Source organism: Luteimonas sp. MC1828, assembly GCF_016461615.1.
Taxonomy (GTDB): domain Bacteria; phylum Pseudomonadota; class Gammaproteobacteria; order Xanthomonadales; family Xanthomonadaceae; genus Luteimonas.
The window spans coordinates 1,013,314-1,038,794 of the sequence record NZ_JAEMNY010000001.1 but is presented as its reverse complement, the minus strand read 5'-3'; the positions used below and the strand labels follow the sequence as shown (position 1 = coordinate 1,038,794).

Annotated in this window: 25 protein-coding genes and 1 tRNA gene; 13 read left to right on the top strand and 13 right to left on the bottom strand. The window is 70.2% G+C overall.

Going from position 1 to position 25,481, the window contains the following annotated elements; translation table 11 throughout:
* Nucleotides 1-2 precede the first annotated feature (2 nt).
* From JHB91_RS04880 to JHB91_RS04870, 3 genes are read left to right on the top strand one after another with little or no spacing between them, the layout of a single operon-like run.
* Complete coding sequence (locus tag JHB91_RS04880; protein ID WP_199471862.1) at nt 3-1,151, top strand: GNAT family N-acetyltransferase; 1,149 nt, start codon at nt 3-5, stop codon at nt 1,149-1,151.
* 17 nt (nt 1,152-1,168) lie between these two features.
* Complete coding sequence (locus tag JHB91_RS04875) at nt 1,169-2,389, top strand: glycosyltransferase family 4 protein (RefSeq protein WP_199375454.1); 1,221 nt, start codon at nt 1,169-1,171, stop codon at nt 2,387-2,389.
* Nucleotides 2,386-3,618 (top strand): pyridoxal-dependent decarboxylase, exosortase A system-associated, encoded by a 1,233-nt coding sequence (locus JHB91_RS04870; protein ID WP_199471860.1) that lies wholly within the window; start codon nt 2,386-2,388, stop codon nt 3,616-3,618. Before JHB91_RS04875 ends, JHB91_RS04870 begins: the two co-directional genes overlap by 4 nt.
* Before the next feature lie 26 nt (nt 3,619-3,644).
* On the opposite strand, the gene JHB91_RS04865 is transcribed toward JHB91_RS04870, so the two are convergent.
* The 7 genes from JHB91_RS04865 to thiD form a co-directional block, all read right to left on the bottom strand.
* Complete coding sequence (locus JHB91_RS04865) at nt 3,645-4,367, bottom strand: acyltransferase (RefSeq protein WP_199375456.1); 723 nt, start codon at nt 4,365-4,367, stop codon at nt 3,645-3,647.
* A gap of 25 nt (nt 4,368-4,392) precedes the next feature.
* On the bottom strand, nt 4,393-5,682 hold the full coding sequence (locus JHB91_RS04860; RefSeq protein WP_199471858.1) for a hypothetical protein: 1,290 nt from the start codon (nt 5,680-5,682) through the stop codon (nt 4,393-4,395).
* Nucleotides 5,683-5,731: 49 nt separating this feature from the next.
* Complete coding sequence (locus tag JHB91_RS04855; protein WP_199375458.1) at nt 5,732-6,502, bottom strand: CpsD/CapB family tyrosine-protein kinase; 771 nt, start codon at nt 6,500-6,502, stop codon at nt 5,732-5,734.
* Nucleotides 6,499-8,088: an XrtA system polysaccharide chain length determinant gene (locus tag JHB91_RS04850; protein ID WP_199375459.1), complete on the bottom strand. Its 1,590-nt coding sequence runs from the start codon at nt 8,086-8,088 to the stop codon at nt 6,499-6,501. Before JHB91_RS04850 ends, JHB91_RS04855 begins: the two co-directional genes overlap by 4 nt.
* The gene (locus JHB91_RS04845) at nt 8,088-8,705 is read right to left on the bottom strand and encodes an XrtA/PEP-CTERM system exopolysaccharide export protein (protein ID WP_199375460.1); all 618 of its coding nucleotides are present in this window, start codon (nt 8,703-8,705) and stop codon (nt 8,088-8,090) included. Before JHB91_RS04845 ends, JHB91_RS04850 begins: the two co-directional genes overlap by 1 nt.
* A gap of 99 nt (nt 8,706-8,804) precedes the next feature.
* The gene (locus JHB91_RS04840; RefSeq protein WP_343225054.1) at nt 8,805-9,644 is read right to left on the bottom strand and encodes an alpha/beta fold hydrolase; all 840 of its coding nucleotides are present in this window, start codon (nt 9,642-9,644) and stop codon (nt 8,805-8,807) included.
* A complete protein-coding gene (gene thiD / locus JHB91_RS04835) occupies nt 9,641-10,444 on the bottom strand; it encodes a bifunctional hydroxymethylpyrimidine kinase/phosphomethylpyrimidine kinase (RefSeq protein ID WP_199375461.1) in 804 nt (267 codons plus the stop codon). The genes JHB91_RS04840 and thiD overlap by 4 nt, the downstream gene beginning before the upstream one ends.
* A gap of 69 nt (nt 10,445-10,513) precedes the next feature.
* On the opposite strand from thiD, the gene JHB91_RS04830 reads away from it, so the two are divergent.
* Nucleotides 10,514-12,184 carry a SulP family inorganic anion transporter gene (locus tag JHB91_RS04830; RefSeq protein WP_199471857.1) on the top strand — a complete coding sequence of 557 codons (1,671 nt, stop codon included), beginning with the start codon at nt 10,514-10,516 and terminating at the stop codon, nt 12,182-12,184.
* Nucleotides 12,185-12,274: 90 nt separating this feature from the next.
* On the opposite strand, the gene JHB91_RS04825 is transcribed toward JHB91_RS04830, so the two are convergent.
* The 3 genes from JHB91_RS04825 to JHB91_RS04815 all read right to left on the bottom strand — a co-directional run bounded on the left by JHB91_RS04825 (nt 12,275) and on the right by JHB91_RS04815 (nt 14,855).
* Nucleotides 12,275-13,678 carry a PhoH family protein gene (locus JHB91_RS04825; RefSeq protein ID WP_199375733.1) on the bottom strand — a complete coding sequence of 468 codons (1,404 nt, stop codon included), beginning with the start codon at nt 13,676-13,678 and terminating at the stop codon, nt 12,275-12,277.
* A gap of 108 nt (nt 13,679-13,786) precedes the next feature.
* A complete protein-coding gene (locus JHB91_RS04820) occupies nt 13,787-14,266 on the bottom strand; it encodes a peroxiredoxin (protein WP_199471856.1) in 480 nt (159 codons plus the stop codon).
* A 22-nt stretch (nt 14,267-14,288) separates the two neighbouring features.
* Nucleotides 14,289-14,855, bottom strand: coding sequence for a glycine cleavage system protein R (locus JHB91_RS04815; protein ID WP_233348389.1), 567 nt, complete (start codon nt 14,853-14,855; stop codon nt 14,289-14,291).
* Nucleotides 14,856-15,051: 196 nt separating this feature from the next.
* On the opposite strand from JHB91_RS04815, the gene dapA reads away from it, so the two are divergent.
* Entirely contained in the window at nt 15,052-15,963 is a 912-nt protein-coding gene (gene dapA / locus JHB91_RS04810) for a 4-hydroxy-tetrahydrodipicolinate synthase (RefSeq protein ID WP_199471855.1), read from the top strand.
* A 22-nt stretch (nt 15,964-15,985) separates the two neighbouring features.
* Nucleotides 15,986-16,507, top strand: a complete 522-nt coding sequence (locus JHB91_RS04805) for a hypothetical protein (protein WP_199471854.1) — start codon at nt 15,986-15,988, stop codon at nt 16,505-16,507.
* A 96-nt stretch (nt 16,508-16,603) separates the two neighbouring features.
* On the opposite strand, the gene fdxA is transcribed toward JHB91_RS04805, so the two are convergent.
* Both fdxA and JHB91_RS04795 read right to left on the bottom strand, forming a co-directional pair.
* Nucleotides 16,604-16,927, bottom strand: a complete 324-nt coding sequence (fdxA, locus tag JHB91_RS04800) for a ferredoxin FdxA (RefSeq protein WP_199375467.1) — start codon at nt 16,925-16,927, stop codon at nt 16,604-16,606.
* Nucleotides 16,928-17,048: 121 nt separating this feature from the next.
* Nucleotides 17,049-17,124, bottom strand: a tRNA-Glu gene (locus tag JHB91_RS04795).
* Nucleotides 17,125-17,260: 136 nt separating this feature from the next.
* On the opposite strand from JHB91_RS04795, the gene pcnB reads away from it, so the two are divergent.
* The 6 genes from pcnB to pgi all read left to right on the top strand — a co-directional run bounded on the left by pcnB (nt 17,261) and on the right by pgi (nt 22,817).
* Nucleotides 17,261-18,580: a polynucleotide adenylyltransferase PcnB gene (pcnB, locus tag JHB91_RS04790; RefSeq protein ID WP_199471853.1), complete on the top strand. Its 1,320-nt coding sequence runs from the start codon at nt 17,261-17,263 to the stop codon at nt 18,578-18,580.
* Nucleotides 18,577-19,098 (top strand): 2-amino-4-hydroxy-6-hydroxymethyldihydropteridine diphosphokinase, encoded by a 522-nt coding sequence (gene folK / locus JHB91_RS04785; RefSeq protein WP_199471852.1) that lies wholly within the window; start codon nt 18,577-18,579, stop codon nt 19,096-19,098. Before pcnB ends, folK begins: the two co-directional genes overlap by 4 nt.
* A 40-nt stretch (nt 19,099-19,138) precedes the next feature.
* Nucleotides 19,139-19,954, top strand: a complete 816-nt coding sequence (gene panB / locus JHB91_RS04780; protein ID WP_199471850.1) for a 3-methyl-2-oxobutanoate hydroxymethyltransferase — start codon at nt 19,139-19,141, stop codon at nt 19,952-19,954.
* 19 nt (nt 19,955-19,973) lie between these two features.
* The gene (panC, locus tag JHB91_RS04775; protein WP_199471847.1) at nt 19,974-20,828 is read left to right on the top strand and encodes a pantoate--beta-alanine ligase; all 855 of its coding nucleotides are present in this window, start codon (nt 19,974-19,976) and stop codon (nt 20,826-20,828) included.
* Nucleotides 20,829-20,917: 89 nt separating this feature from the next.
* Nucleotides 20,918-21,298, top strand: a complete 381-nt coding sequence (panD, locus tag JHB91_RS04770) for an aspartate 1-decarboxylase (RefSeq protein WP_182821852.1) — start codon at nt 20,918-20,920, stop codon at nt 21,296-21,298.
* 4 nt (nt 21,299-21,302) lie between these two features.
* Nucleotides 21,303-22,817, top strand: a complete 1,515-nt coding sequence (gene pgi / locus JHB91_RS04765) for a glucose-6-phosphate isomerase (protein WP_199471844.1) — start codon at nt 21,303-21,305, stop codon at nt 22,815-22,817.
* Here the strand turns inward: pgi and queG are convergent.
* Complete coding sequence (gene queG / locus JHB91_RS04760) at nt 22,801-23,919, bottom strand: tRNA epoxyqueuosine(34) reductase QueG (protein WP_343225053.1); 1,119 nt, start codon at nt 23,917-23,919, stop codon at nt 22,801-22,803. The two genes, pgi and queG, sit on opposite strands and share 17 nt — an antisense overlap.
* Nucleotides 23,920-23,978: 59 nt before the next feature.
* Here queG and JHB91_RS04755 point away from each other — a divergent pair, with 59 nt between their 5' ends.
* Nucleotides 23,979-25,478, top strand: coding sequence for an NAD(P)H-hydrate dehydratase (locus tag JHB91_RS04755; RefSeq protein WP_199471842.1), 1,500 nt, complete (start codon nt 23,979-23,981; stop codon nt 25,476-25,478).
* The last annotated feature ends 3 nt before the right edge of the window (nt 25,479-25,481 follow it).

The following is a 25,481-nucleotide window of genomic DNA, read 5'->3' as shown; positions in this document are numbered from 1 at the left end:
GCATGCCCGCACACATGCGAGGGGAGATCGTGCCGTTGGCCGCGTGCCACGGCCTGGAGGCCGAGTGGTTGCGGTTGGAGGCGGAGGCGGACGGGTCGCCTTTCACGACGTGGCCCTGGATCGCCGCCTGGCTGCGCAATCTTCCCGCCGACGTCAGGCCGCTGGTGTTCCGGGCCCATGACGACGCCGGCCCGGCCGGACTTGGCCTGCTGGTGCTCGCGGCGGAACGCGGTGCGAGCCGCGTGTTCGGCAGGCATTCGTTGCACCTGCAGCAAACCGCGGACGCCGAGCTCGATGAGATCACCGTCGAGTACTCCGGATTGCTGGCGCGCCGGGGCGCCGAGCAGCGTGCCTATGCCGCGCTGTTCGAAGCGCTCGGTGCCTTCCGGCCCGGCTGGCGTCGCCTGCGCATCGTGGCGACGACGCACGGCGGTGCCATCCTCGCCGCGCTGCCCCGGTCGATGCACGCGGTCAGCATCGAGGCGCAGAGCTCCCATTACGTGGACCTCGGCGCCGTGCGGGCGGCTGGTGGCGATTACGTCGCGACACTGGGTGCGAGCAGCCGCAGCAGCCTCAGGCAGACGGCCCGCGCGTACGCGCGACTTGGGCCGATCCGATGCGAGGTTGCCGCGGAGGCGGGCACCGCCTTGCAGTGGCTCGGCGGACTTGAAGTGCTGCACACGCGGTACTGGCGCTCCAGGGGCAAGCAAGGGTCCTTCGCCAGCCCGTTCTTCGGGCGCTTCCATCGCGACCTCGTAGCCACGGGAACGCAAGCCGGTTACACCCGCATCACCAGGGTCACCGCCGGCGACAGCCTCGTCGGCTACCTCTACAACCTGTGCTGGCGCAACCGGGTCTACTTCTACAACTGCGGGCTCAACTACGGGCTGCTGCACAAGGGCGATCGCCCCGGCGTCGCCGCGCTGCACGCGGCGATCGAGCAGGCCATGGGCGAGGGGCGCGATGAATTCGACTTCCTCGCCGGGACCCAGGACTACAAGACACGCATGGCGACGCGTTCGCGCCGCCTGCACTGGATCGACGTGCGGAAAGCCGGGCCGCTGGCGTCGTGCGAGCGACTGCTGGCGAAGCTGGCGCGCCGGCAGCAGGGCACGAACCTGCTGGAGAACGCCCTGGTCGCGCTGGATTGAACAGAGGAACGGACGGAATGGACAGCATTGGCCACGCGGGCCGCAAGTCGGTCCGCAAGGTGCTCTACCACCATCGCACGCAGGGCAAGGCCGTCGAGGGCGTGCACATCCGCGGGATCACCGATGCCCTGCGTGCCAAGGGGGTCGCGGTCGACATCATCTCGCTGCCGGGCGCCGATCCCTATTCGTCGCCACGCGCGATGTCGCCGACCCGGCAGGCGAGGCCGTGGATGAAGCTGGTGACCGGCCTGCCCGAGCCGCTGTTCGAGCTTGCCGAGCTCGCCTACAACGTCGTCGCGGGCTGGCGCATCGCCGCCTGGCTGCTGCGCAACCGCGACGTCGACTTCATCTACGAGCGCTATTCGCTGTTCATGTACGCGCCGATTTGGCTGGCGCGGTTGCGCCGGATCCCGATCATCCTGGAGGTCAACGACTCGGCCACCGTCGAACGGGTGCGGCCCTTGGCGTTCCGCGGGCTGGCGATGGCCATCGAGCGCCTGGCCTTCCGCAATGCCAGCGGGCTGGTGTTCGTGTCGGGCATCTTCCGCGACCGCGCGCTGGCGGCGCACGGGGCCATGGCACCGGCCATCGTGACGCCGAACGCCGCGGACATCGCCAAGTTCACCTTCAGCGAGCAGCAGCGCGAGGGCACCCGGGCGCGCCTGGGGCTGGACGGCCACGTGGTCTGTGGCTACCTCGGCGGGTTCGTGCCATGGCATGCGATCGACCGCTTCGTGCACCGCATCGCGGACCACCTCGAGGCGGCGCCACACCTGAAACTGCTGCTGGTGGGCGATGGGGCCACCTATCCCGCGCTGCGTGCGCTGGTCGAGTCCCGCGGGCTGTCGTCGCAGGTGGTGATGACGGGGCGCGTGGCGCATGACGAGGTGCCCGGGCTGCTCGCGGCGATGGACATGGCCGTCCTGCCGAGCGCCGGCGACTACACGTCGCCCGTGAAGCTGTTCGAGTTCATGGCCTGCGGCGTGCCGCCGGTCGCGCCCGACTTCGAGCCGATCCGCGAAGTGCTGGTGGAGGGGGAGACGGGCTGGATGTTCAAGGCCGGCGACCTCGATGCCGCGGTCGCGAGTGTCCTGGCGCGGAGCCGCGACCGCGCGGTCCTGGCCAGGGTAGGCGCCGCCGCGCGCCGCTATATCGCCGCCCACCGGCAATGGCGCAACAATATCGAGGAACTGATCGCGTTCCATCATGCGCTTGCCGCGCGGAAGGCCATCCAGTGAACGACTCCAGCAACGCCGGCAATCCGGTGATGGCATGGCCTACCGACGCCGCCGGGGAACTGCTGGTGGGCGGCAAGCCGCTGTCGCGCGTGGTCGCGGCCGTGGGCTCCACGCCCTGCTACCTGTATGACCGCGCGCGCCTGACCGCGCGCAGCGACGGCCTTCGCGCCCTGCTGCCTGCCGGCGTGCGCGTGCACTACGCGATGAAGGCCAACCCGATGCCCGCCCTCGTCGCGCACATGGCATCGCTGGTGGACGGCATCGACGTCGCCTCGGCGGGGGAGCTGCGCGTGGCGCTGGACGCAGGAGCGGACCCGGAGCACGTGAGCTTCGCCGGGCCCGGGAAATCCGACGCCGAGCTTGTCCAGGCGCAAGCGGCCGGCGTGCTGGTGAACATCGAATCATTCCGTGAAATCGACATCCTCGCCCGCGCGAGCGAGGCCACGGGCACGCCGGCGCGCGTTGCACTGCGCGTGAACCTGCCGTTTGAACTCAAGGCGTCGGGCATGAAGATGACCGGCGGGGCGCGCCAGTTCGGCATCGACGCCGAGGAGATCCCGGCCGCGTTGCGCACCATCGGTGCGGCGGGACTGGCGTTCGAGGGCTTCCACATGTTCGCCGGATCGCAGAACCTGCGCTCCGCGGCGATCGTCGAGGCGCAGACGCGGAGCTACGAACTGGCGATGGAGTGGGCAGGCCTGCTGCCGGCGCCGTTGCGCAGCCTGAACCTCGGTGGCGGCTTCGGCATCCCCTATGCGCCCAACGAGACCGACCTCGACCTGGCGCCGGTCGTGGCAAACCTCGCCGCGCTGACCGCGCGGCTGCGCGGCGATGCGCCCGGCGCGCACATCGTGATCGAGCTCGGCCGCTACCTGGTGGGCGAGGCCGGGATCTACGTGTCGCGCGTGGTCGACCGCAAGCACTCGCGCGGGCAGGTGTTCCTGGTCGTCGACGGCGGCATGCACCACCATCTCGCGGCCTCCGGCAACTTCGGCCAGGTCATGCGCCGCAACTATCCCGTGATGGTCAACGGCCGCCGTGGCGCGGTGGAGACGGCCAGTGTCGTCGGGCCGCTGTGCACGCCGCTGGACCTGCTCGGCGACCGCATGGAGCTGGGCGTCGCGCAACCCGGCGACCTGGTGGTGGTCTTCCAGTCCGGCGCCTATGGGCGCAGCGCGAGCCCGCGTGCCTTCCTCGGCCATCCCGACGTGGCCGAAGCACTGGTCTGACGCGCGCCGCCGGCCGTTGGCGCCACCTAGGCGGCGGCTGACTGCTCGACCATGCCGATCCGGCGCGCCGGGTTGCCGGCGACGATGCTGTACGGCGCCACCTTGCCGGAGACCACGGCGTGTGCGGAGACGATCGCACCCTCGCCGATCTCGGTGCCCGGCATGACCAGCACGCCGGTCCCGATCCATGCGTGGTCGTGGACCACGATGGGCTTGACGTCTTCCGGGTCCGGCGCGCCGCCGAGGCGCCGGCGCTCGGGATCGGTGGGATGCCCGCCCGAGTCTCGGAACGTCACGCCGCCTGCGACCTGGACGTGACGCCCGATGCGGATCTCGCGCCCGACCACGAAACGGGTCAGGTGGGCGATATCGGAATGATCGCCGATCTCCAGGCGTGGGCGATCGCTGAAGCTCGCGGCGAAGTTGATCGAGATCTGCCCGCTGACGTGGACGTGGTCGCCGACCACGAGTTCGCCGCTGCCCTGCACCCAGGGAACGTAGATGCCGGTGGTCACGCCGCGGCCGACGCGGGTGCAGTACGCCTTGAAGAGCGGCTCGGCCACGAGGATGCGGCGCAGGAAGAACAGCGTGCCGCGCGCGGCCAGGAACAGCCAGAGGTAAGGCCGCACCACGATGCGCGGTGCCGGCAGGGTCAGGCCGCGGCCGATCCCCCTCGCACGCCGCGCGGCGGCAGCCGCGGGGTGGGCCGAGGTGCGCGTCCAGTGGCGAAGTGCCGCCAGTGCGTTCACGTCGTCATGCCCACGTCCGGTGGCCTCATCGCGGGCGGTTGCTGTAGGACATCCAGATGTACCAGATGTTCTGGTGGACGTCGGCGAGGATGTCGCTGTCGCGCTCGTAGCGGAAATAGCTGAGCGACGTGCTCCAGTGCCGCGTCCAGTGCTTCTCCAGCGTGAGGCCGGCGCGGCGCGTGTCTTCCTGCGCATCGAGCAGCGTGTAGTCGACGCGTTCGCCACCGGCCCAGGCGCGCAACGTCAGGTCGGGCCGGAAGCGGTAGTCCAGGCCGAGCAGCACGCCCTGGACCTCCTCGTCGGGTTGCTGCGCATCGATGTAGCGGAGCCTTTGCGCATACGGCTGAACCCGCCAGCCGAGGCGCTCACCGCTGTAGGCCCATGCGAAACTGACGCGCTGTTCGCGGTAGGCCGACGCGATGACCGCGCTGTCGTCGACCAGGACGCCTTCGGGGATGCTGGTCGCGGACCTGTCGGCGACACCTTCGATCAGCGCCGTGTCGGCGGCGTCGGAGAACTGGTCCACCAGCGCCAGCGACAGGCGGGTGCGCTCGCCTGGCCGCCAGCCCGCCTCCAAACGGAGCAGCGGGCCAGTGCGTCGCTCGCCGTCGTCGTAATCCAGCCGCGAGTAGCCGGCGTCGATGGCGTAGTCGGTGTTGGCGAGGACGCGGACGTAGTGGGCGTACAGGTCGATCCGTTCGTGGTCGCGCGCGACGAGGTCCTGGTCGTAATCGACATCGGTCCATTGCGCGTTCACGCCCAGGCTGCTGTTCTCGTCGAAGGCCTTGGCCACGCGCAGCGCGGCGCCGATGCGGTTCGAGTTGAACTCGTCGGTCACCTCGGCGTGGGTGTCGATGTAGCGCGCTTCCAGGCGGCCCTGCAGGGTGTCGCCCACGTGGAACAGGAAGTTCGGGCCCAGCGAGAGCACGTTGACCTGCTGGCGGTTGTCGGGCGAGTCGGGTGCGAAGCGGTCGATCGCCTGCAGCTCGAGTTCGTCCTGGATGGCGAAGCTGAGCCGTTCGGGAACCATGACCCAGTTCAGGTAGGCGGACAGGACGCCTTCCACGCCGTTGTCGACGCCTTCCTCGAAGTGGCGGTAGTCGGCGCGGCCGGTGACCACCGCCTGCACGGTGGAGCCTTCCTGGGTGGCCACGAAGCCGACCCCGGCGCGCATGATCACCTGGCTGTCCGGTTCCACCGCGTCCAGGCGGACGTTGTCGTCGTGCTCGACGCCTGCATCGACCACGTAGCTGATGCGGGCCGCGTGCGCGGACACCGGTGCCGCGAGCGCCACGGCCACGGCGGCGGCGATCAACGAAGTCCGTATGCGGGACCTTCCCATGGCAATCCCCCTCCGCTGGCGATCAGTGGTTGTCGTTGAACACGATGCCCGCGAGTTTGTCCGGGTCGAAGTTGGCGGCGGCCTTGTCGATCGCGTCGAGCGTGACCTTGCCGTACCCGGCGACGAGCACGACGACGTCGGCCAGGTCGGACAGGATGCGCGCGTCCGGAGAGTTCAGGGCCGAGGGTGCATCGAGGATGATGTAGCGGTTCGGGTCGGCGGCGCGCAGCGAGTCGATCATGGTGCGCGCGCGCGCGGAGGTGAAGTACTCGCCGGCGATCTCGCGCACGCTGCCGTTGGGGATCAGCTGCAGTCGCGGGATGCCGGTCGGGTACTGGATCTCCGCAAGGTCATCGATGCCGCCGCCGAGGTAGTCCATCAGCCCGCGGTTGTCGCTGCCGGCAGCGAGTGCCATGTGGTGGCTTGGATGCAGCGCATCGCAGTCGACCAGCAGGGCGGTCTTGGCCTCGTCAAAGGCGAATGCGAGCGCGAGGTTGCGGGCAACGAAGCTGCCGCCACAGCCATGCCCGACCGGCGCCACCAGGGTGATGAAGTTCTGGTTGCCGCGCAGGTTGAGCAGCCGCGTGCGCAGGTCGCGGAATGCGTCGGCCTGGACGCGGACCGAGTCCTGCCGGTGGATCAGGCGGCGCTCCTCGAGTGCGCGCGGGGTCAGCGGCGTCTGCTGGACGCGGGCCAGGTTGCGCGAACCTTCATGGCGCGGCTTCGCGGCGTTGGCGGCGCCCTCCGGGGTGTCGCGGGTGGGGTGCGGGTCGATCACCGATGCGGCACTCATGCGACTACCACCTTGTAGGCGTAGGTGAAGACATAGACCAGCACCACCGAGCCGACCATCGCGATGGCGAGCGCCATCGAAGCATACTCGCGCCGGCGCTCGCCGGGAGTGGGATAGGCAGGCACGGTGGTCAGCAGGGGCAGCTGGGAGTGTTTGACGATGAGGTGCGGCGACCGCACCCGCGGGTCGAAGCGCACCACCGCGAACACCAGGGCCAGTGGCAGCGCGATCGCAACCAGCAGGCCGGCGGCCGCGATATGCATGAAGCGCAGTCCCGTCGGGCGCAGCGGCATGGTCGCGGGATCCTGGATGCGCAGCGTGAGGCCGCGGTTTTCCTGGTCGAGGCCCATCGATACCCGCGCATTCTCGCGTCGACGCAACAGGTCCTGGTAGATCTCGCGGTTGACCTCGTAGTCACGGGTGAGTTCGGCAAGCGCACCTTCGGAGGCCGCGATGCGCCGGCTGCGGTCGAGCTCGTCGTCCAGCAGCGACTGCGCGATCTGCAGCCGCGAGCGTGTGGCCGCCGTCTCGCGCCGCGCCTGTGCCAGCTGGCTGCGCAGTTCCTGGTAGAGCGGGTTGGCCTGCGCTTCGTCGGACAGGCTGCCGGCGCCGCCGGGTGATTCGCGGCGGCTGCGCTCGTCGGCGAGCATCCGGTTGATGTCGTCGATCTGGTGGCGGAGGCGGACCACGTCGGGATGCTGCTCGGTGTAGGTCAGCAACAGGCGGTCGCGCTCGGACTGGAGCTCGATCAGGCGCGTCCGGTACAGGCCCTCGCGGGTCTGCACCGCGGTCACCGCGGACTCGCCCGACAGCTGCGCCTCGATCGACGACTCGCGCGATTCCTGCTCCAGCAGCGCCATCCGCGTCTGCTCGAGCTGGGTGCGCAGTGCACCGATCCGGGTGGTGGCATCTGCGGCGCTGCCGGGCTGGGCGTCGACGTTGCGCGACTGGTATTCCTGCAGGTTGCCCTCGGCGCTCGACAGCTTGGCGTGGTACTCCTGCACCTTGCTGTCGATGAACTCGTAGGCCTCGCGGCTCTCGCGTCCCTTGGCCGCCGCGGCTTCGCTCATGAACATGGAGCCAAAGGCTTCGGTGATCCGGAAGGCGCGTTCGGGGTCGCGGTCGCGGTAACTGATCTGCACCAGTTCGGGTCGCGGGCTCTCGATCAGCGTGCGGTTGCGGATCTCCTCCATCAGCCGGTCCTGTTCGAGCGGGCTGGGACTTGCATCAAGCCAACCACCGACAGCCATCGCTGCTGACAGGACCTTGCGGCCGTAGACAATCTGGCGCGCCATGCCGGCACGGTCGGCAACGCCGGTGGGAACGGCGCGGCCCTCGAGCAGTGGCTGGATGATGTCGCTGTCCTGGGCGAGGATCGTGACCGAGGCGGTGTAGATGCGCGGGATCACGAACAGGCCCACGACAAGGGTGAGCAGGGCGATCGCGGTGAAGATCGAAACCAGGGGCACGATACGTGCCCGCACTTCGCGCAGCAGGATGGGAAGCAACTCGTTTGGCGCGAGCTCGGAGGTGCTGGGCAGCGGGAGGCCGGGACGACGCGGCGCGGCCAGGGCGTTGGAAGCCATCAGAATGCGCGCTCCGGGATCGTGATCACGTCGCCCGGTGCCACCCGGTGGTTGGTGGTCAGGTCGCCGCGGTCGAGGATACGGTCCAGGCGCACGGCATAGGTCGTGGTCGAGTCGTCGTTGCGGCGGTACAGGGCGGCACGGTCGGACGCCGCGAACTCGTTGACACCGCCCGCTGCCAGCACCGCGTCGAGCACCGTCATCCCCTGGCGGTAAGGGATTGAAATCGGCTGCCGCACGGCCCCGGTCACCCGCACGCGCGACAGGTACTCATGACTCCGCAGGTCGGTCAGGATCACGGCCACCTGCGGGTCGCGCACGTAGGCGGCGAGCTTCTCCTGGATGTTGGCGGCCACGGCCGAAGGCGCGAGGCCACCGGCCACCACGTCACCCACCAGCGGCACCGAGATCATTCCGTCGGGACGAACGGGAACCGTGATCCCCAGTTCAGGATTGCGCCACACAGTCACCTGGACGATATCGTCGACGCCGATCAGGTATTCGCCGACGGCGGCGCGGGGCTGGTCGGGAGGGGCATCGACGCTGCCATGGGACGATGCGCATGCGCCCAGCAGGGCCGCCAGCGCGATAGTGGTGATCAGTCGGAACACGATCATGTGCTGCACTTCCACGGAACCGGATTGCCAGTAACAACGGCAAATCGAAGCGCGCCCGGTCAGCGGCCCGCGTCTGGTGTTCCGTTCAGCCGCGCTGATTCAGCTGCCGAGCCAGGCGGCGACCGCGTGCGGCGACTTCATCCATGCAAAATGATCCGCCGGCACGCCCAGCGCGGAAGCGGAGAGGACCGTGACCTCGGCCTGCGCCCGGGGAAGTCTGGACAGCAGGTATTGCAGTGATGACGCGGGTGCCAGCCAGTCGCGTTCCAGAAGCGCGGCACGCACCTGCACGTCCACCGCGGCCATGCGTGGCTCCAGGTCACCAAGTCCGATCGCGGCGTACCGACCGCTGATGGCCGTTGCGGCCCAGTCGCGCAGCAGCCCGCGCGCCTCGTTGCCGCCGAAGCCGATGTGGCGGCCGGGCAGTGCACCGGCGCGATCCGCGAGCCACGGCAGGAAGCGGTACGCCAGCGGCAGCCACATGCGCTCGCGCAGGCGGAATGCGCGCCACCATGGTGCTCCGCTGCCGACCAGCCAGAGCGTGCCCGCTGATGCCGGTGCGAGCGCGAGCCGGCAGCAGGCAAGCTGCCCGCCGAGGCTGTGTCCGCCGGCCACGCGCGGCAGGCCGGGCAGGGTCGCATCGATCACGGCTTCACTTGCGGGAATGTCACGTTCAAGCAGTTCGCGATAGCCCCAGTCGACGGCGCGGCTGGCGCGCAGGCTGCTGCTGCCGTGGCCGCGCCATTCGTGGATGAACACCGCGATGCCGCGCGCGGCAAGCGCTTCGGCGAATGGCAGGTAATGGCGCGCCGCGATGCCGAGCGCCGGCAGCCACAGCAGGCTGCGGCGTGGCTGAGCGGGGATGCGGGCGAGCAGCTCGTAGCGGTGGCCATCGGCAGCCTCGACCGCGATCACGCGCGCCCCGTCGGCACCACTCACCGCGGGCGCGCTGCGATGTGGCCGAGCACCAGCACGTCGCTGCGCCCCGGGCGGATGCCGAGCTGCAGTGCCCGGTGCACATAGGCCACGGCGTCACTGCACGCGTCTGCCATGGAGCGGCCGAGGCAGAGGTTCGCGGCAATCGCCGACGCCAGGGTGCAGCCCGTGCCGTGGCCGTCGACATCCATGCGCGGCTGGCGGAATTCGCGGACGCCGGCGCCTTCGGAAAGCCGGTCGACGACAGTGTCGCCTTCGGCGAGATGACCTCCCTTCAGCAGCACGCCACGCGCGCCCATCGCGCGCAGCGCCGCAAGCGCGTCCGCTGCGGCTGCTGCGTCGGCGATCGGCGCGCCGAGCAGCAGCTCGGCTTCCGGGATGTTGGGCGTCAGCAGGTCGGCCATCGGCAGCAGCCGCGTGCGCATGGCGTCGAGCGCGTCGGATTCCAGCAGGCGCGCGCCGGACGTGGCGACCATGACCGGGTCGACGACCAGCCAGGCGGGGCGATGCACCTCGAGCGCATCGGCGACCGCGTGGATAACCTCGGCCGAAGCGAGCATCCCCAGCTTGACCGCGCCGATGTTGAAATCGTCGAAGCAGGCATCGATCTGCGCGCGCAGGAACGCCACCGGCGGCACGTGCACCGCGGTGACGCCACGGGTGTGTTGCGCGGTCAGTGCGGCAATCGCGGACAGCCCGTGCACGTCGTGCGCGGCGAATGCCTTGAGGTCGGCCTGGATCCCGGCGCCGCCGCCGGAGTCGGAGCCGGCGATGGTCAGCGCGGAAACGATGGTCTTGGACATGCGCCTATTGTGCCGGCTGCCGGCTGCTTATGATGGGGCAGTTCCCGATCGAGGCCGAGGCCCCACCGCATGATCGCCGCCGTCGAAGCCTGGCGCGCCGGGCTGTTCAAGCGCGAGCGCTGGCTCGCCGACATCACCGCGGGCATCGTGGTTGGCATCGTCGCCCTGCCGCTGGCGATGGCGTTCGCGATCGCCAGCGGGGTCAAGCCGGAGCAGGGCCTGTACACCGCGATCATCGCCGGAGCGGCGGTGGCGCTGTTCGGCGGCACGCGCATCCAGGTCGCGGGTCCTACCGGCGCCTTCGTGGTCATCCTCGCCGGGGTGGTGGCCGAGTTCGGCGTGCAGGGGTTGCTGGTGGCCACGCTGATGGCCGGCGTGATGCTGGTGCTGATGGGCCTGGCGCGCCTGGGCGGGGTGATCCGCTTCATTCCCGACCCGGTGATCGTGGGCTTCACCGCCGGCATCGCGGTGATCATCTGGGTGGGCCAGTGGCAGTACTTCTTCGGCCTGCCCGCGCCGGCCGCAGGCGCGTTCTACCGCCAGGCCTGGAGCCTGCTGCAGGCGCTGCCGGGCCTGCACCTGCCGACCACGCTGCTGGCGCTGGGCAGTCTGGCCTTGGCGGTCCTCGGCCCGCGATTGCCGTACCTGGCCAAGGTGCCGGGTCCCTTGCTGGCAATGCTGGCCGCAACCGTGTTCAACGTCGCGTTCGCGCCGCAGGGCGTGGCCACGATTGAATCCGCGTTCGGCGCGATCCCGCGCCAGCTGCCGTCGTTCGCCTGGCCGGACATGGACTTCGATACCGTGACCATGCTGCTGCCGGCGGCGTTCACCATCGCCATGCTCGGTGCGATCGAATCGCTGCTGTCGGCGGTGATCGCCGACGGCATGGGCGGCACCCGCCACGACTCCAACCAGGAACTGGTGGGGCAGGGCATCGCCAACATCCTGTCGCCGCTGTTCGGCGGTATCGCCGCGACCGGCGCGCTGGCGCGCACCGCCACCAACCACCGCAACGGCGCGACCGGTCCGCTGGCCGGCGTGGTGCACTCGATCACCCTGCTGCTGGTGCTGGTGGTGCTGGCGCCGTATGCCGGCAAGGTCCCGCTGTGCGCGCTGGCGGCGATCCTGTTCGTCGTCGCCTGGAACATGAGCGAAGCGGGACGGTTCCTGCGCATGGCGCGCAAGGCGCCGCGCGCCGACGTGGTGATCCTGCTGGTCACCTTCGCCCTCACGCTCCTCACCGACCTGGTGGTGGCAGTGAATATCGGCGTGATCCTGGCCATGTTCCAGTTCATGCGCCGGATGAGCGCTTCGGTCGAAGTGGTCCAGCACGGGCAGGCCAGCCTGCAGCAGGAGTTGGCACTGGCCGGCATGGAAGCCCTGCCCGAGGACGTCCTGGTGTACGCGATCGAGGGCCCGTTCTTCTTCGGTTCGGTGGACTCGCTGCAGCGCGCCCTGTCCTGGTCGCGCACCGCGCCGAGCCACGTCGCGCTGCGCCTCGACCGCGTGCCCTTCATGGACGCCACCGGTCTCAAGCGCCTCGAATCCACGATCACCGGCCTGCGCGCACGCGGCATCCAGGTGCTGCTCAGCGGCGCCAACCTCGGCGTCCTGCGCAAACTGCTGCGCGCCGACATCATCCGTCGCGACGATCCCGCCAGCTACTTCAAGGACCTCGCGTCCGCGCTGCGTTACACGCAGGCCACGCGCAAGGGCGCCGAGGCGCCGCAGGACGATTGAGGGGTGGCTCGCCCGCTACCGAGCACCTCGTGCGACCACAGCCCCGCGAGGCCCCAACCCACAGGGCCCCAGCGGGCGCGACCAAACCCGCTACAGCACCTCTGACGCGTAATCCGCCAGCCGCGACCGCTCGCCGCGACGCAGCGTGACGTGCGCGCTGTGCGCCCAGTGCTTGAAGCGATCCACCGCGTACGTCAGCCCGGAAGTGGTCTCGGTAAGGTACGGCGTGTCGATCTGCTCCACGTTGCCGAGGCACACGATCTTGGTGCCCGGGCCCGCGCGCGTGATCAGCGTCTTCATCTGCTTGGGCGTGAGGTTCTGCGCCTCGTCCAGGATCAACCAGCGATCGAGCAGCGTGCGCCCGCGCATGAAGTTCATCGAGCGGATCTTGATGCGCGATGCCAGCAGGTCGTTGGTCGCCGCCCGGCCCCAGCTGCCGCCGTCCTTGTTGTGCGGCATCAGCACTTCCAGGTTGTCGGTCAACGCGCCCATCCAGGGCGTCATCTTTTCCTCCTCCGTGCCCGGCAGGAAACCGATGTCCTCGCCCACGCTGATGGTGGCGCGCGTCATGATGATTTCGCGGTAGCGCTGCGCATCCATCGTCTGCGCAAGGCCCGCGGCCAGCGCCAGCAATGTCTTGCCCGTGCCGGCCGTGCCGAGCAGCGTGACGAAATCGATCTCCGGGTCCATCAGCGCGTTCAGTGCGAAGTTCTGCTCGCGGTTGCGTGCCACGATGCCCCACACCGCATGCTGGTGGCTGCGGTAGTCGTCGACGATCTGCAGCGTGACCCGGTCGCCTTCCACCTTCGCCACGCGCAGCTCGGCATCTTCGTCGCCGGGCAGGTAGAGGTACTGGTTGGGATGCCAGTCATCGTCATCGGTGCGGCGCAGCTCGTAATAGGTGCGGCCCTTGTCGGTCCAGGACTTCAGCTCCTTGCCGTGGCGCTGCCAGAAATCCTCCGGCAGCGCGGTGGCGCCGGTGTAGAGCAGGCTGAAATCGTCGAGCGCGCGGTCGTTCTCGTAGTCCTCGCTGGCCAGGCCGGCGATGGCGGCCTTGATGCGCAGGTTGATGTCCTTGGAGACGAACACCACCGGGTGGTCGGGCTCGGTGCGGCGCAGGTCGAGAATGGCGCCGAGGATGCGGTTGTCGGGCCCGGTCACCGCGAACGAGCCGGCATCCTCTTTCGGCGCGGTGGTCTGGAAGCGCAGGCAGCCGGAGCTCCCGGTGCCGCGCAGCTGCAGTCCGCCCGGGCGCTCGAGCCTGAGCCCCGAGGCGATGCGGTCGGCGCCCTGCGCCTCGATCAGTTCGTTGATGAAGCGGCTGGCCTGGCGTGCGTTGCGGCTCGCTTCCGTCGTGCCCTTCTTCCCGTTGTCGAGCTCCTCGATGACCTGCATCGGCAGGTAGACGTCATGCTCCTCGAACTTGAACAACGCGGTCGGGTCGTGCATCAGCACATTGGTGTCGAGCACGTAGATCAGCTTGGCGTCTGTGATCATCAGGACTCCAGTCCCGTCAGGTGAGGGTGGCAAGTGGATGCGCGCGGCGGCAGGCCGGCGGCGAGTGCGCGGGAGGGCGGGGAAGCCACGCGGCGCAGGGGCGGCTCACCGGGAGCGCGCGTCCTTCAGTGCGTCGAGCACGGCCTGGGCATGCCCCGGCACGCGCACCTTGCGCCAGGAGCGGTGGATGCGGCCGTCGGGATCGACCAGGAAGGTGCTGCGCTCGATGCCGATCACCTTGCGGCCGTACATGTTCTTCTCGCGGATCACGTCGAACGCGCGGCACAGGGCCTCGTCCGCGTCGCTGACCAGCGCGAAGCGGAACCCCTGTTTCGCGCAGAAGTTGTCGTGCGACTTCACCGTGTCGCGCGAGACGCCGAGCACGTCGGCGTCGAGTGCTTCGAATTCGGGGAGCAGGGCGTTGAAGTCCAGGCCCTCGGTGGTGCAGCCGGGCGTGGCGTCCTTGGGATAGAAGTACAGCGCCAGCCAGCGTCCGGCATACGCGCCAAGCGTGGTCGTGGTGCCGCCCGAAAGCTGCAACGGCAGGTCGCGGGTCGCGCGGTCGATCATGTCGGCTTCGTTCATCGGTCTGCTGTCGGCGGCCGCGTCAGAACTTCATCGGATCCATGATGGCGTCGAGATTCAGGTGGTCGCAGAACTCGAGGAAGTCGTCGCGCAGCGCGGCGATGTGCATATCGGCCGGCACGCCGATGGTGATCTGCGCCGAGAACATGTCGGCGCCGGTCTGCATGGCGCGGTAACGCGAGCAGTGCAGGCTCTCGATGGTGATGTTCTGGTGGTCGAAGAAATCCGCCAGCTGGAACAGGATCCCCGGCTTGTCCGACGCCACCACTTCGACGATGTACGGCAGCAGGTTGGACTGGATGGGCTTCGGGCCGGTGCGGTACCAGACGAGCTTCAGGTCTTCCTCGCGCTCCAGGCGCGACAGCATGGCTTCGAGCTTGGCGACCGCGTCCCACGACCCGGTGGCGAGTGCGGTGACTGAAACGTCGCGCCCCACGGTGGACAGGCGCGTGTCGACCAGGTTGCAGCCGCTGTCGGCGATGCGTCGCGACACCGCCAGCAGCGGCGAGCGCGGATGCGTCGTATAGGCGTTGATCAGCAGGTGGTTTTCGGTCGGCGCGGGCCGCGCGGTGGTATCGGTGTCGGTCAAGGCGGGTTCCACGGGAGCGGCGATGGCGAAGGAGACCCGGGGAGCCGCTTCCCGCCGGTGGCCTGAACGCAGGCTCCGCGGGCGCCCGGAGGCTGCGGCCAGCATACTTGCCCGCGCTTCGAGCCCGCAAGTAAGATCGACCCGCCGCGCGCATACTTGCGCCGCATTCCGCACGGTTTCCCCTCGAAGGCCCAGCTTGCATCTTTCCGGCAGCATCACCGCGCTGGTGACCCCGTTCACGGCGTCCGGCGACCTTGACCTCGACGCCTGGCAGCGCCTGATCGACGCGCAGCTGGCGGCGGGCACGCAGGCACTCGTCGTCGCCGGTTCCACCGGCGAAGCCGCCGCGCTGACCGATGACGAGTACGAGACGCTGCTGCGTGCCGCGGTGGCGCAGGTGGCGGGGCGTGTACCGGTGTTGGCCGGCACCGGGCAGTCGGCCACCGCGCGCACCATCGCGCAGACGCGCCGCGCGGCCGCATGCGGTGCCGATGCGGCGCTGGTGGTCACGCCGCCTTACGTGCGACCTACACAGGCCGGCCTGGTGGCGCATTACCGGGCCGTAGCCGATGACGGCGCGCTGCCCGTGGTGCTGTACAACGTGCCGCCGCGCACCGGCTGCGACATGTTGCCGGCAACGGTGGCGGAGCTGGCCACGCATCCGGCCATCATCGGCATCAAGGAAGCGCGTGGCGACGCCGACCGCATGCAGGCCCTGCTGCGCCTGCGCGGCCCCGGCTTCAGCATCCTGAGCGGCGACGATCCCACCGCGGTGCGTGACATGCTGGCCGGTGCCGACGGCGTGGTGTCGGTGGCGTCGAACGCGGCGCCCGCGGCGTTCCGCCTGCTGTGCGACCTGGCCCGCGCCGGCAACGCCGTCGCTGCCGCCGCGCTCAATGCGCGGCTTGGCGAGACGGTCGCGTTCTGCGGGGTCGAATCCAACCCGATCCCGGTCAAGGCGCTGCTCGCACGGCGCGGCCTTGGCCATCGCGACGGCATCCGCCTGCCGCTGCTGCCGCTGTCCCACGCACACGCCGCCGCAGCCGACGGCATTGCCGCCGGCCTCGAGGCCCTCGAACAATCCTGCCGCGACGCACTCGCGGCCTGAACCGCTTTCCCAGGAGATCCCCATGCCGCTTTCCCGCACAGCCCTTCGCTCGACCACCGTCGCCGCGCTCGCCGTCGTACTGGTCGCCACCGCCGGTTGCAGCTGGTTGCGCAAGGACAACGCCCTGTACGCGCAGAGCCCCGAAAACCGCCCGCTCGAAGTGCCGCCGGACCTCGACCGCCCCGACACGAGTTCGGCGCTGCGCATGCCCGAAGCCGGCAGCGTGAGCCGTTCGAGCATGCCGGCACCCGCCGCGGCCGGCACCGCCGCCGCCAGCAACGGTTTCACCGTTGCGGCCGAGCGTGACGTGGTGTTCCAGCGCGTCGAAGGCCTGCTGCAGGGCATCGACGGCGTGACCGTGGTCAGCAAGGCGCAGGTGCTGGGCACCTACGACATCGATTTCGCCGACAGCAAGTTCCTGGTGCGGGTGACCAAGGTCGATGGCGGTACCTACGTGTCCGCGGTCGATCCGCGCGGACTGGCCGCCACCGGCGAAGGCGCGGTGAAGGTCATCGAGGCCCTGAAGGCCGGCCTGGCGGAGTAAGCGCCGCCGGGCATCGCCCGGTGCACGCGCCATGTGTCGAGACGCGGCCCGGAAACGGGCCGTGTTGCTGTGCGGATCCGGCCCGTATGGAGGCGCTCAGCGCTCGAGGAGCGGCAGCTTGTTCGGCTTGCCTTCCCATTCCTTGGCGTCGGCCGGGCCGTCCTTGCGGGTGGTGATCACCGGCCACTCCTTCGACAGCTCGGCGTTCAGCGCAAGGAAGCCTTCCTGCCCCGCGGGCACGTCGTCTTCCGGATAGATGGCGCCGATCGGGCACTCGGGCTCGCACAACGTGCAGTCGATGCACTCGTCCGGATCGATCACCAGGAAGTTCGGACCTTCGTGGAAACAGTCGACCGGGCACACTTCGACGCAGTCGGTGTACTTGCACTTGATGCAGTTTTCGGTGACGACGAAGGGCATGATGCGCGCAGAGTCCGTTGAGGCCCGCCATTGTAGCGCCAGCGGGGCGACGGCTGGCCGCGCATGGCGCCCGCAAAAAGACAGGGCCCGCGTCCGTCGCCGGCTGCGGGCCCTGCTGGATTGGTGCTCCCTACGGGATTCGAACCCGTGTTTTAGCCTTGAGAGGGCCACGTCCTGGGCCTCTAGACGAAGGGAGCTGGATGATGCATCGCCGACCCGGAGGGGCGGCACCGGTTGGACGACCGGCCCACGACAGCGTCGTCAACGCAGCGTGGCTTGCTAGTATAACCAGCTGCGGGCGCCGTTTGGCAGCCCGGCCCGAACTTTTTTCAGATGCCCAACGACATAACAACCGACTCCCCAGTCCTGCGGGTCATCCCCCGCGACCAGCACTGCATTTCCCGCAAGGGCATCAGTCCCAACGCCTTGCGCGTCCTCTACCGCCTGCGCGAATGCGGCCACGATGCGTACCTCGTAGGTGGCGCGGTCCGTGATCTGCTGGTGGGCGGGAATCCAAAGGATTTCGACCTCGCCACCAGCGCCACGCCGGACGAGGTGCGCGCGCTGTTCCGCAACTGCCGCGTGATCGGCCGCCGCTTCCGCCTGGCGCACGTGGTGTTCGGTCGCGAGATCATCGAGGTCGCGACCTTCCGCGCCAACGTCGACGACGGCAGCGGCGACCGCCAGACCCACGAGGGTGGCCGGCTGCTGCGCGACAACGTGTACGGCAGCGTCGAGGACGATGCGATCCGGCGCGACTTCACCGCCAACGCGCTGTACTACACGATCGACGACTTCTCGGTCCGTGATTACGTGGGCGGCTTCGAGGACGTGCAGAACCGCGTCCTGCGCCTGATCGGCGACCCGGAGACCCGCTACCGCGAGGATCCGGTGCGCATGCTGCGCGCGGTGCGCCTGGCGGCCAAGCTCGGCTTCCGCATCGACGATGCCACCGCGGCGCCGCTGCATGCGCTGGCGCCGCTGCTGGCCGAGGCCGCGCCCGCGCGGCTGTTCGAGGAATGCCTGAAGATGTTCCTGTCCGGCCACGCGGTCGCGAGTTTCGAAGGCCTCGAGCGCCATGGATTGCTGCGCGCGCTGCTGCCTGAAAGCGCGGCGGCGCTGGCCGCCAACCGCAGCGGCGCGCTGCGCCGGGTGCTGATTGAAGGCCTGCGCGGCACCGATGCGCGCGTCGCCGCCGATGAGCCGGTTTCGCCGTCATTCCTGTTCGCACTGCTGCTGTGGCCCGCCTATTGCCGCACCCTGATGTCGCTGCAGGCGCAGGACGTGCATGCCGCCGATGCCCAGCGCCGCGCCGCGGACCGCGTCACCGTGCACCAGTTGGAGGCGATCGCATTGCCGCGCCGCTTCTCGGTGCCGATGCAGGAGATCTGGCTGATGCAGTCGCGCTTCGGCCAGCGCCAGCGCAAGCGCGTCACGCGGATGATCGCGCACCCGCGCTTCCGCGCCGCGTTCGATTTCCTGCTGGCCAGGCAGGCGGCGTCCGACGACCACGCCGAGGACATCGCGTTCTGGCGCGAAGCGCAGCTCGACCCGGACAACGCGATCGCCATCAGCTCGGCGTTCGAAGCAGACGACGAGGCGGCCGCTCCGCGCCGTCGTCGCCGCCGTCCGCGGCCCGCACAGGCGGGATGACCGCGACAGCCGTCACGGCGGCGGTCGGTCTTGGCGGCAACGTCGGGGATGTCGGCCAGGCCCTCGCGTCGGCGCTTGCGGCGCTCGACGCGCTGCCCGGCACGCGGCTGCTGCGCGCTTCGCGTCGCTACCGCACGCCCGCCTGGGGCCTGCAGGCCCAGCCCGATTTCATCAATGCCGCGGCCACGCTGCGGACCACGCTCGCGCCGCGCGCGCTGCTTGATGCGCTGCTGGCGATCGAGCGCGACCACGGGCGCGAGCGCGCGGCGGACGGCAGTCGCTGGGGCCCGCGCACGCTTGACCTCGACCTGCTGGTGCATGGCGATGCGGTGATCGACGCGCCGGGGCTGGTACTGCCGCACCCCCACCTGCACCTGCGTGCCTTCGTGCTGGTGCCGCTGGCGGAGATCGCGCCCGACATGGAGGTGCCTGGCCACGGTACCGTGCGCGCGCTGCTGGCAGGCGTTGATGCCGAAGGCGTGGTGGCGCTGGAACCCCCGCGCGGGGCGTCGGCGTAACATGGCCGTTCCCCCTGGTTTCCGGTTGCAATGATCCGCAATGGCCACAACTGAACAACGCCGTCCGATGACGGTCCCCGGACTTGCCGATGCGCGCCGCGCGGGCCGCAAGCTGACGATGCTGACCGCCTACGACGCGGGCTTCGCGCGCGTGTTCGACGCCGCCGGCATCGACCTCATCCTGATCGGCGATTCGCTGGGCATGGTGGTGCAGGGCCGCGACTCGACACTGCCGGTGACCGTCGACGACATCACCTACCACACCGCCTGCGTCGCGCGCGTGCTGCGCCATGCGCTGCTGGTTTCCGACCTGCCGTTCCAGGCAGACGCCACGCCCGAGCGCGCGCTGGACGCGTCCACGCGGCTGCTGCAGGCCGGCGCGCAGATGGTCAAGCTGGAAGGCGCCGACCACAAGCTCGATGTGATCCGTTTCCTCACCGAACGCGAGATCCCGGTCTCCGCGCATCTCGGCCTGACGCCGCAGTCGGTCCTGCGCTTCGGCGGGTTCAAGGTGCAGGGCCGCGACGATGCTGCCGCCGCCAAGCTGCGCGCCGACGCGCGCGCGGTGGTGGATGCGGGCGCGACGCTGGTGGTGCTGGAGGGCGTGCCGTCCGCGCTCGCCGCCGACATCACCCGCGACAGCGCTGCGCCGACGATCGGTATCGGCGCCGGCCCGCATTGCGACGGCCAGGTGCTGGTGATGCACGATTTCCTTGGCCTCGATTCCGGCCATCGCCGCCCGAAATTCGTCAAGGATTTCCTCGCCGAGGGCGGCTCGGTCGAAGGCGCCACGCGCGCCTACATCGCCGCCGTCCAGGACGGCAGCTTCCCGGACGCCGCGCACTCGTACGCGTAAGGACAGGGCAGGGCAGCACATGATCGAGGTTGCGACGACCCTGGATGCACTGCGCGCGCGCGTGGCCGGTTGGCATCGCGAAGGCCTGCGCGTCGGACTGGTGCCCACCATGGGCAACCTGCATGCGGGCCACCACTCGCTGGTACAGCTGGCGCGCGCGCATGCCGACCGGGTGGTGGCGAGCGTGTTCGTCAATCCCACCCAGTTCGGGCCCGACGAAGACTATGCGCAGTATCCGCGTACGCCCGAAGCCGACGTGGCGGGACTCGAGGCCGCCGGCTGCGACCTGGCATGGATGCCTTCGCTAGACGCGATGTACCCGCTCGGCCTGGCGCGCGCGGTGCGCGTGCAGGTGCCGGGTATCACCGACGTGCTCGATGGCGCGCATCGTCCGGGGCACTTCGACGGCGTGTGCACGGTGGTCGCGCGGCTGTTCAACCAGGTACAGCCCGACGTTGCCGCCTTCGGTCGCAAGGATTACCAGCAGCTGGCCGTGATCCGGCACATGGTCCGCGACCTGGCGTTCCCGGTGGAGTTGCTGCCGGCACCGATCGTGCGCGAGGCCGACGGCCTGGCGCGCAGTTCCCGCAACCAGTACCTCGGCACCGACGAGCGCGCACTGGCTCCGGAAATCCACCGTGGCCTGCTGGCGATGCGCGACGCACTGCGCGGCGGCATGCCGTGGCGCGAGGTCGAGGCGCTCGGTGCGGCGCGCCTGGCGGAGGCCGGGTTCGCCGTGGACTACGCCGTGGTGCGTACGCCACTGCTCGCCGAGCCCGATGACGACGAAGGTCGCGAACGCGTCGCGCTGGTGGCGGCCCGGCTGGGCCGCACGCGGCTGATCGACAACCTGGAATTCGGCCTGGACGCGTGAACGGCTTCCGCAGGGCGCCAGCAGGTGTGAAACCACCATCTTGTAGAATCGCCCCATCCCCGCCTGAACGGCCCCACGGCCCGACGACCATGCTGCTGACGCTCCTCAAAGCCAAGATCCACCGCGCCACCGTGACCCACGCCGAGCTGCACTACGAAGGCTCCTGCGCGATCGACGGCCGCCTGCTCGACCTCGCCGGTATCCGCGAGTACGAGCGCATCGAGATCTACAACATCAACAACGGCAAGCGCTTCGCGACCTACGCGATCCGCGGCGAAGAAGGCAGCGGCATCATTTCCGTCAACGGTGCCGCCGCGCACCAGGCCGAGACCGGTGACCTGGTGATCATCTGCGCGTACGGCGCCTGCGACGAGGCCGAGGCGGCGGCGTTCAAGCCGAGCCTGGTGTACGTCGACCGGCAGAACCGGATGACGCACACCAACGACGCCATCCCCGCACAGGCCGCCTGAGGGGATGGCCGGCGAAGCGCTGGTCCGACAACTCCTGGCCCACGCGGAGCGGCTCGCGCCGGCGTGCATCGCCGACCTCGTCGCGGTCGAACCCGACCGCGCGCAGGCGCTGGCGCTGCGCGTCGGCCCGCTGTACGCGAGCTTCGCGCGCCAGCGCCTCGATGCGCCCACGCTCGCCACGCTTGGCGCGCTGGCCGGCCACGTGCGGCTGTCCTTGGCGCTGCGGGCGCTGGTCGACGGCGCCACGGTCAACGCCACCGAAGGCCGCCCGGCGCTGCACACCGCGCTGCGATCGGCGATCGGGCGCAGCGACGTCGCCCGTGATGCGCGCGCCGCGGCGCTGGCCGCGCGGGGGCAGATGGCGACGCTTGTGGCCGGGCTGCGCGACTCGGGCGTCACCGACATCATCAACGTCGGCATCGGCGGCTCCGACCTGGGACCGCGGCTGGTGGTGGATGCGCTGAAGGACCTGCACGACGGCCGCTTCCGCATCCACTTCGTCAGCAACGTCGACGGCAGCGAGATCCAGCACGTGCTGCGCGGGCTGGACCCGGCGCGCACCGCGGCGATCCTGGTATCGAAGAGTTTCAGCACCCAGGAAACCCTGCTCAACGGCGCGGTGATCCGCGACTGGCTGGGCGGCGGCGAACGCCTGTATGCGGTGAGCGCGAATGTCGCGCGCGCCGAGGCCTTCGGCGTGGACGCGTCACGGGTGCTGCCGATATGGGACTGGGTGGGAGGCCGCTATTCGCTGTGGTCGACGGTCGGGTTCGCGATCGCGCTGGCGATCGGCATGGACGGCTTCGACGCGCTGCTGGCAGGCGCCGCGGAGATGGATGCGCACGCGGTCGAGGCGCCGTTCGACGCCAACCTGCCGATCCGCCACGCGCTGGTCGCGGTGTGGAACCGCAACGCGCTCGGCCTGCCGACGCAGGCCGTGCTGCCCTACGACCAGCGCCTCGCGCTGCTGCCGTCATACCTGCAGCAGCTGGTGATGGAGAGCCTGGGGAAATCCGTGCGTGCCGATGGCCAGCCGCCCGGCGTGGCCACCGTGCCGGTGCTGTGGGGCGCGGCCGGCACCGGTGCGCAGCACAGCTTCTTCCAGGCGCTGCACCAGGGCACCGACGTGGTGCCGGCCGATTTCATCGGCGTGGTGCGCCCGGCGCATCCGTATCGCGAACACCATGAAGTGCTGCTCGCCAACCTCCTGGCGCAGAGCGAGGCGCTGGCCAATGGCCATGCCGATGCCGATCCGCACAAGGCCCACGCCGGCAACCGGCCGTCCACGCTGCTGCTGCTCGATGCATTGACGCCGCATGCGCTGGGCGCGCTGCTGGCGATGTACGAGCACAGCGTGTACGCCCAGTCCGTGCTGTGGGGCATCAACGCCTTCGACCAGTGGGGCGTGGAGCTGGGCAAGCGCCTGGCCGGCGAGGTGCTGCCCGCGCTGCGTGGCGAATCCGCCGCATCGGACGCGGTCACGCGCGCACTGGTCGACGAGATCAGGGCGCGGGGATGAGGCGCAGCGGGATAGCACCCGCCACGCCGGCACGCAGGTCGTGTTGCGCCAGTGCCCACTCCACGTGCTCGGCCACCACCGGGTCGGCGATGTCGCGGCGCGAGGCAAGCGCCGCGAGGACCTCCGGCGCGGTCGGCGCATTGCCCAGCGCCACGGCGATGTTGCGCAGCCAGCGCCGATAGCCGCTGCGGCGCAGCGCGCTGCCTTCGGTGCGGGTCAGGAACTCGTCCTCGGTCCACGCGAACAGCTCGGCGAGCGTCGCCTCGTCCAGGTTGTTGCGGGCGCGGAAGTCGGGCTCGTCGCTGCGCCGCGCGAACTTGTTCCACGGACACACCAGCTGGCAGTCGTCGCAGCCGAAGATGCGGTTGCCCATCAGCGGCCGCAGCGCTTCGTCGATCGCGCCTTCATGCTCGATGGTCAGGTAGCTGATGCAGCGCCGCGCGTCGAGCTGGTTCGGCGCCACGATCGCCTGAGTGGGACAGATCTCGATGCAGCGCACGCAACTGCCGCAGTGCGCGCTGGCCGGCGCATCAGTCGGCAACGCCAGGTCGAGGTAGATCTCGCCGAGGAAGAACCACGAGCCGCCGTCGCGGTCGATCAGGCAGGTGTGCTTGCCGATCCAGCCGAGGCCGGCGTTGCGCGCCAGCGCCCGTTCGAGCACCGGCGCGGAATCGACGAACACGCGGTGGCCGAACGGGCCGACTTCGGCGGCGATGCGATCGGCCAGCGCCTGCAGCCGGTTGCGCATCAGCTTGTGGTAATCACGACCGAGCGCGTAGCGGGCGACATAGGCGCGTTGGCCATCGGCGAGCGTCGCCCACGCCTCCTGGTCGTCGCGGCGGCCGTAGTCCAGGCCCACCGACAACACGCTGACCGTACCCGGCAGCAGTTCCTGCGGCCGCGAGCGCTTGTCGCCGTGGCGCGCCATCCAGTCCATCGAGCCGTGGAAACCGCGCCCCAGCCACTCGCGCAGGTGGCCTTCGTCGGCACCGAGGTCGACGCCTGAGATGCCGCAGCGCTGGAAGCCGGCCTCGCGCACAAGGCCGCGGATGCGCGCAGCGAGCGCCAGCGCGTCGGGTGCGGAGGAGGCGGGCTGGTGCACGCGCGCGGCTGTCGGTGGTGGGGGAAGGATCACGGTGCCGCAAGTATAGAATCCCCGCCATGGATGCCCCTGCAACCATCGCCGGGACGCCCCTGCACGACATCGCGGCCGTGCGCCTGCTCGAGGCCCGGGCCATCGCGGCGCTGGGCGGCGACGCCTTCGAGCTGATGTGCCGCGCCGGGGTGTCGGCCTGGCGCTTCGCGCTGCGCCACTGGCCGCAGGCACAGCGGGTCCTGGTGCTGTGCGGGCCGGGCAACAACGGGGGCGACGGCTACGTGTTCGCGCGCCATGCGCTGGAATCCGGTCGCGAAGTGCGCGTGCTCCATGCCGCCGGCCACGAAGCACGAAGTCCGCTGGCGTTGCGCGCGCGGGCCGATTACGAAGCCGCCGGTGGACGGGTCGATGTCGCTGCTGACGTGCTTCCCGGGTGCGACCTGGTGGTGGACGCGCTGTTCGGCATCGGTTTCGGCGGCGCCCCGGATGCCACCACTGCGGCACTGCTCGAAGCGATCGACGCGCTCGATGCCGACGTGCTGTCGCTCGACGTGCCCTCGGGCATCGACGCCGCGCGCGGCGATGCCGCAGGCGCCGCGGTCCACGCCACGCGCACGCTGCAATTCATCGCCGAGCATGCCGGCCTGCGCAGCGGGCACGCGCTGGAGTACACCGGCGCGCTGGCGCTGGCCACCCTCGACATTCCCGATGAGGTGCGCAGCGGCGTCGAGGCCTGTGCGCGCCTGTTGTCGCCCACGGCGGACGTGCTTGCGGCAGCCCTGCCGCCGCGCCGCCGCAACGCCCACAAGGGCGATTCCGGCCACGTGCTGGTCGTGGGCGGCGACCACGGCACGGGCGGCGCTGTGATCATCGCGGCCGCGGCGGCGCTGCGGGCCGGTGCGGGGCTCGTGTCGGTCGCCACGCGCGAAGCGCACGTATCGGCGCTGCTGGCCCGCGCGCCCGAGGCCATGGCGCATGGCGGCGATGATCCGGACGCATGGTCCGTGCTGTGCGCGGCAGCGAGTGTGTGCGCGGTCGGCCCCGGGCTTGGCCGGACGGCGTGGGCGCGCCGCCTGCTCGACGTGGCGCTCGCCTCCGGCACGCCGCTGGTGCTCGATGCCGACGCCCTCAACCTGCTTGCGGAAGCGCCGCGCGTGCTGCCGCCGTCCACGATCGTCACCCCGCATCCCGGCGAGGCCGCGCGGCTGCTGGGCAGTACCGCCGCCGGTGTCCAGGGCGACCGCTTCGGCGCCGTGCGCGCGCTGCGTGAGCGGCTGGGCTGCGTGGTGGTGCTGAAAGGCGCGGGCACGCTGGTCGCTGCGCCAGGACGCGACATCATGGTCATCGATGCCGGCAATCCGGGCATGGCGGTTGGCGGCATGGGCGATGCGCTGACCGGGGTCGTCGCCGCCCTGTGCGCGCAGGGACATGGGCCTGCCGATGCCGCCGCCCTTGGCGCGCTGCTGCATGGCGTGGCCGGCGATCGCGCCGCTGCCGAGGGCGGGGCGCGTGGGCTGCTGCCATCCGACCTCATCGACGCGCTGCGGCGGAGCGTGAATCCATGAGCA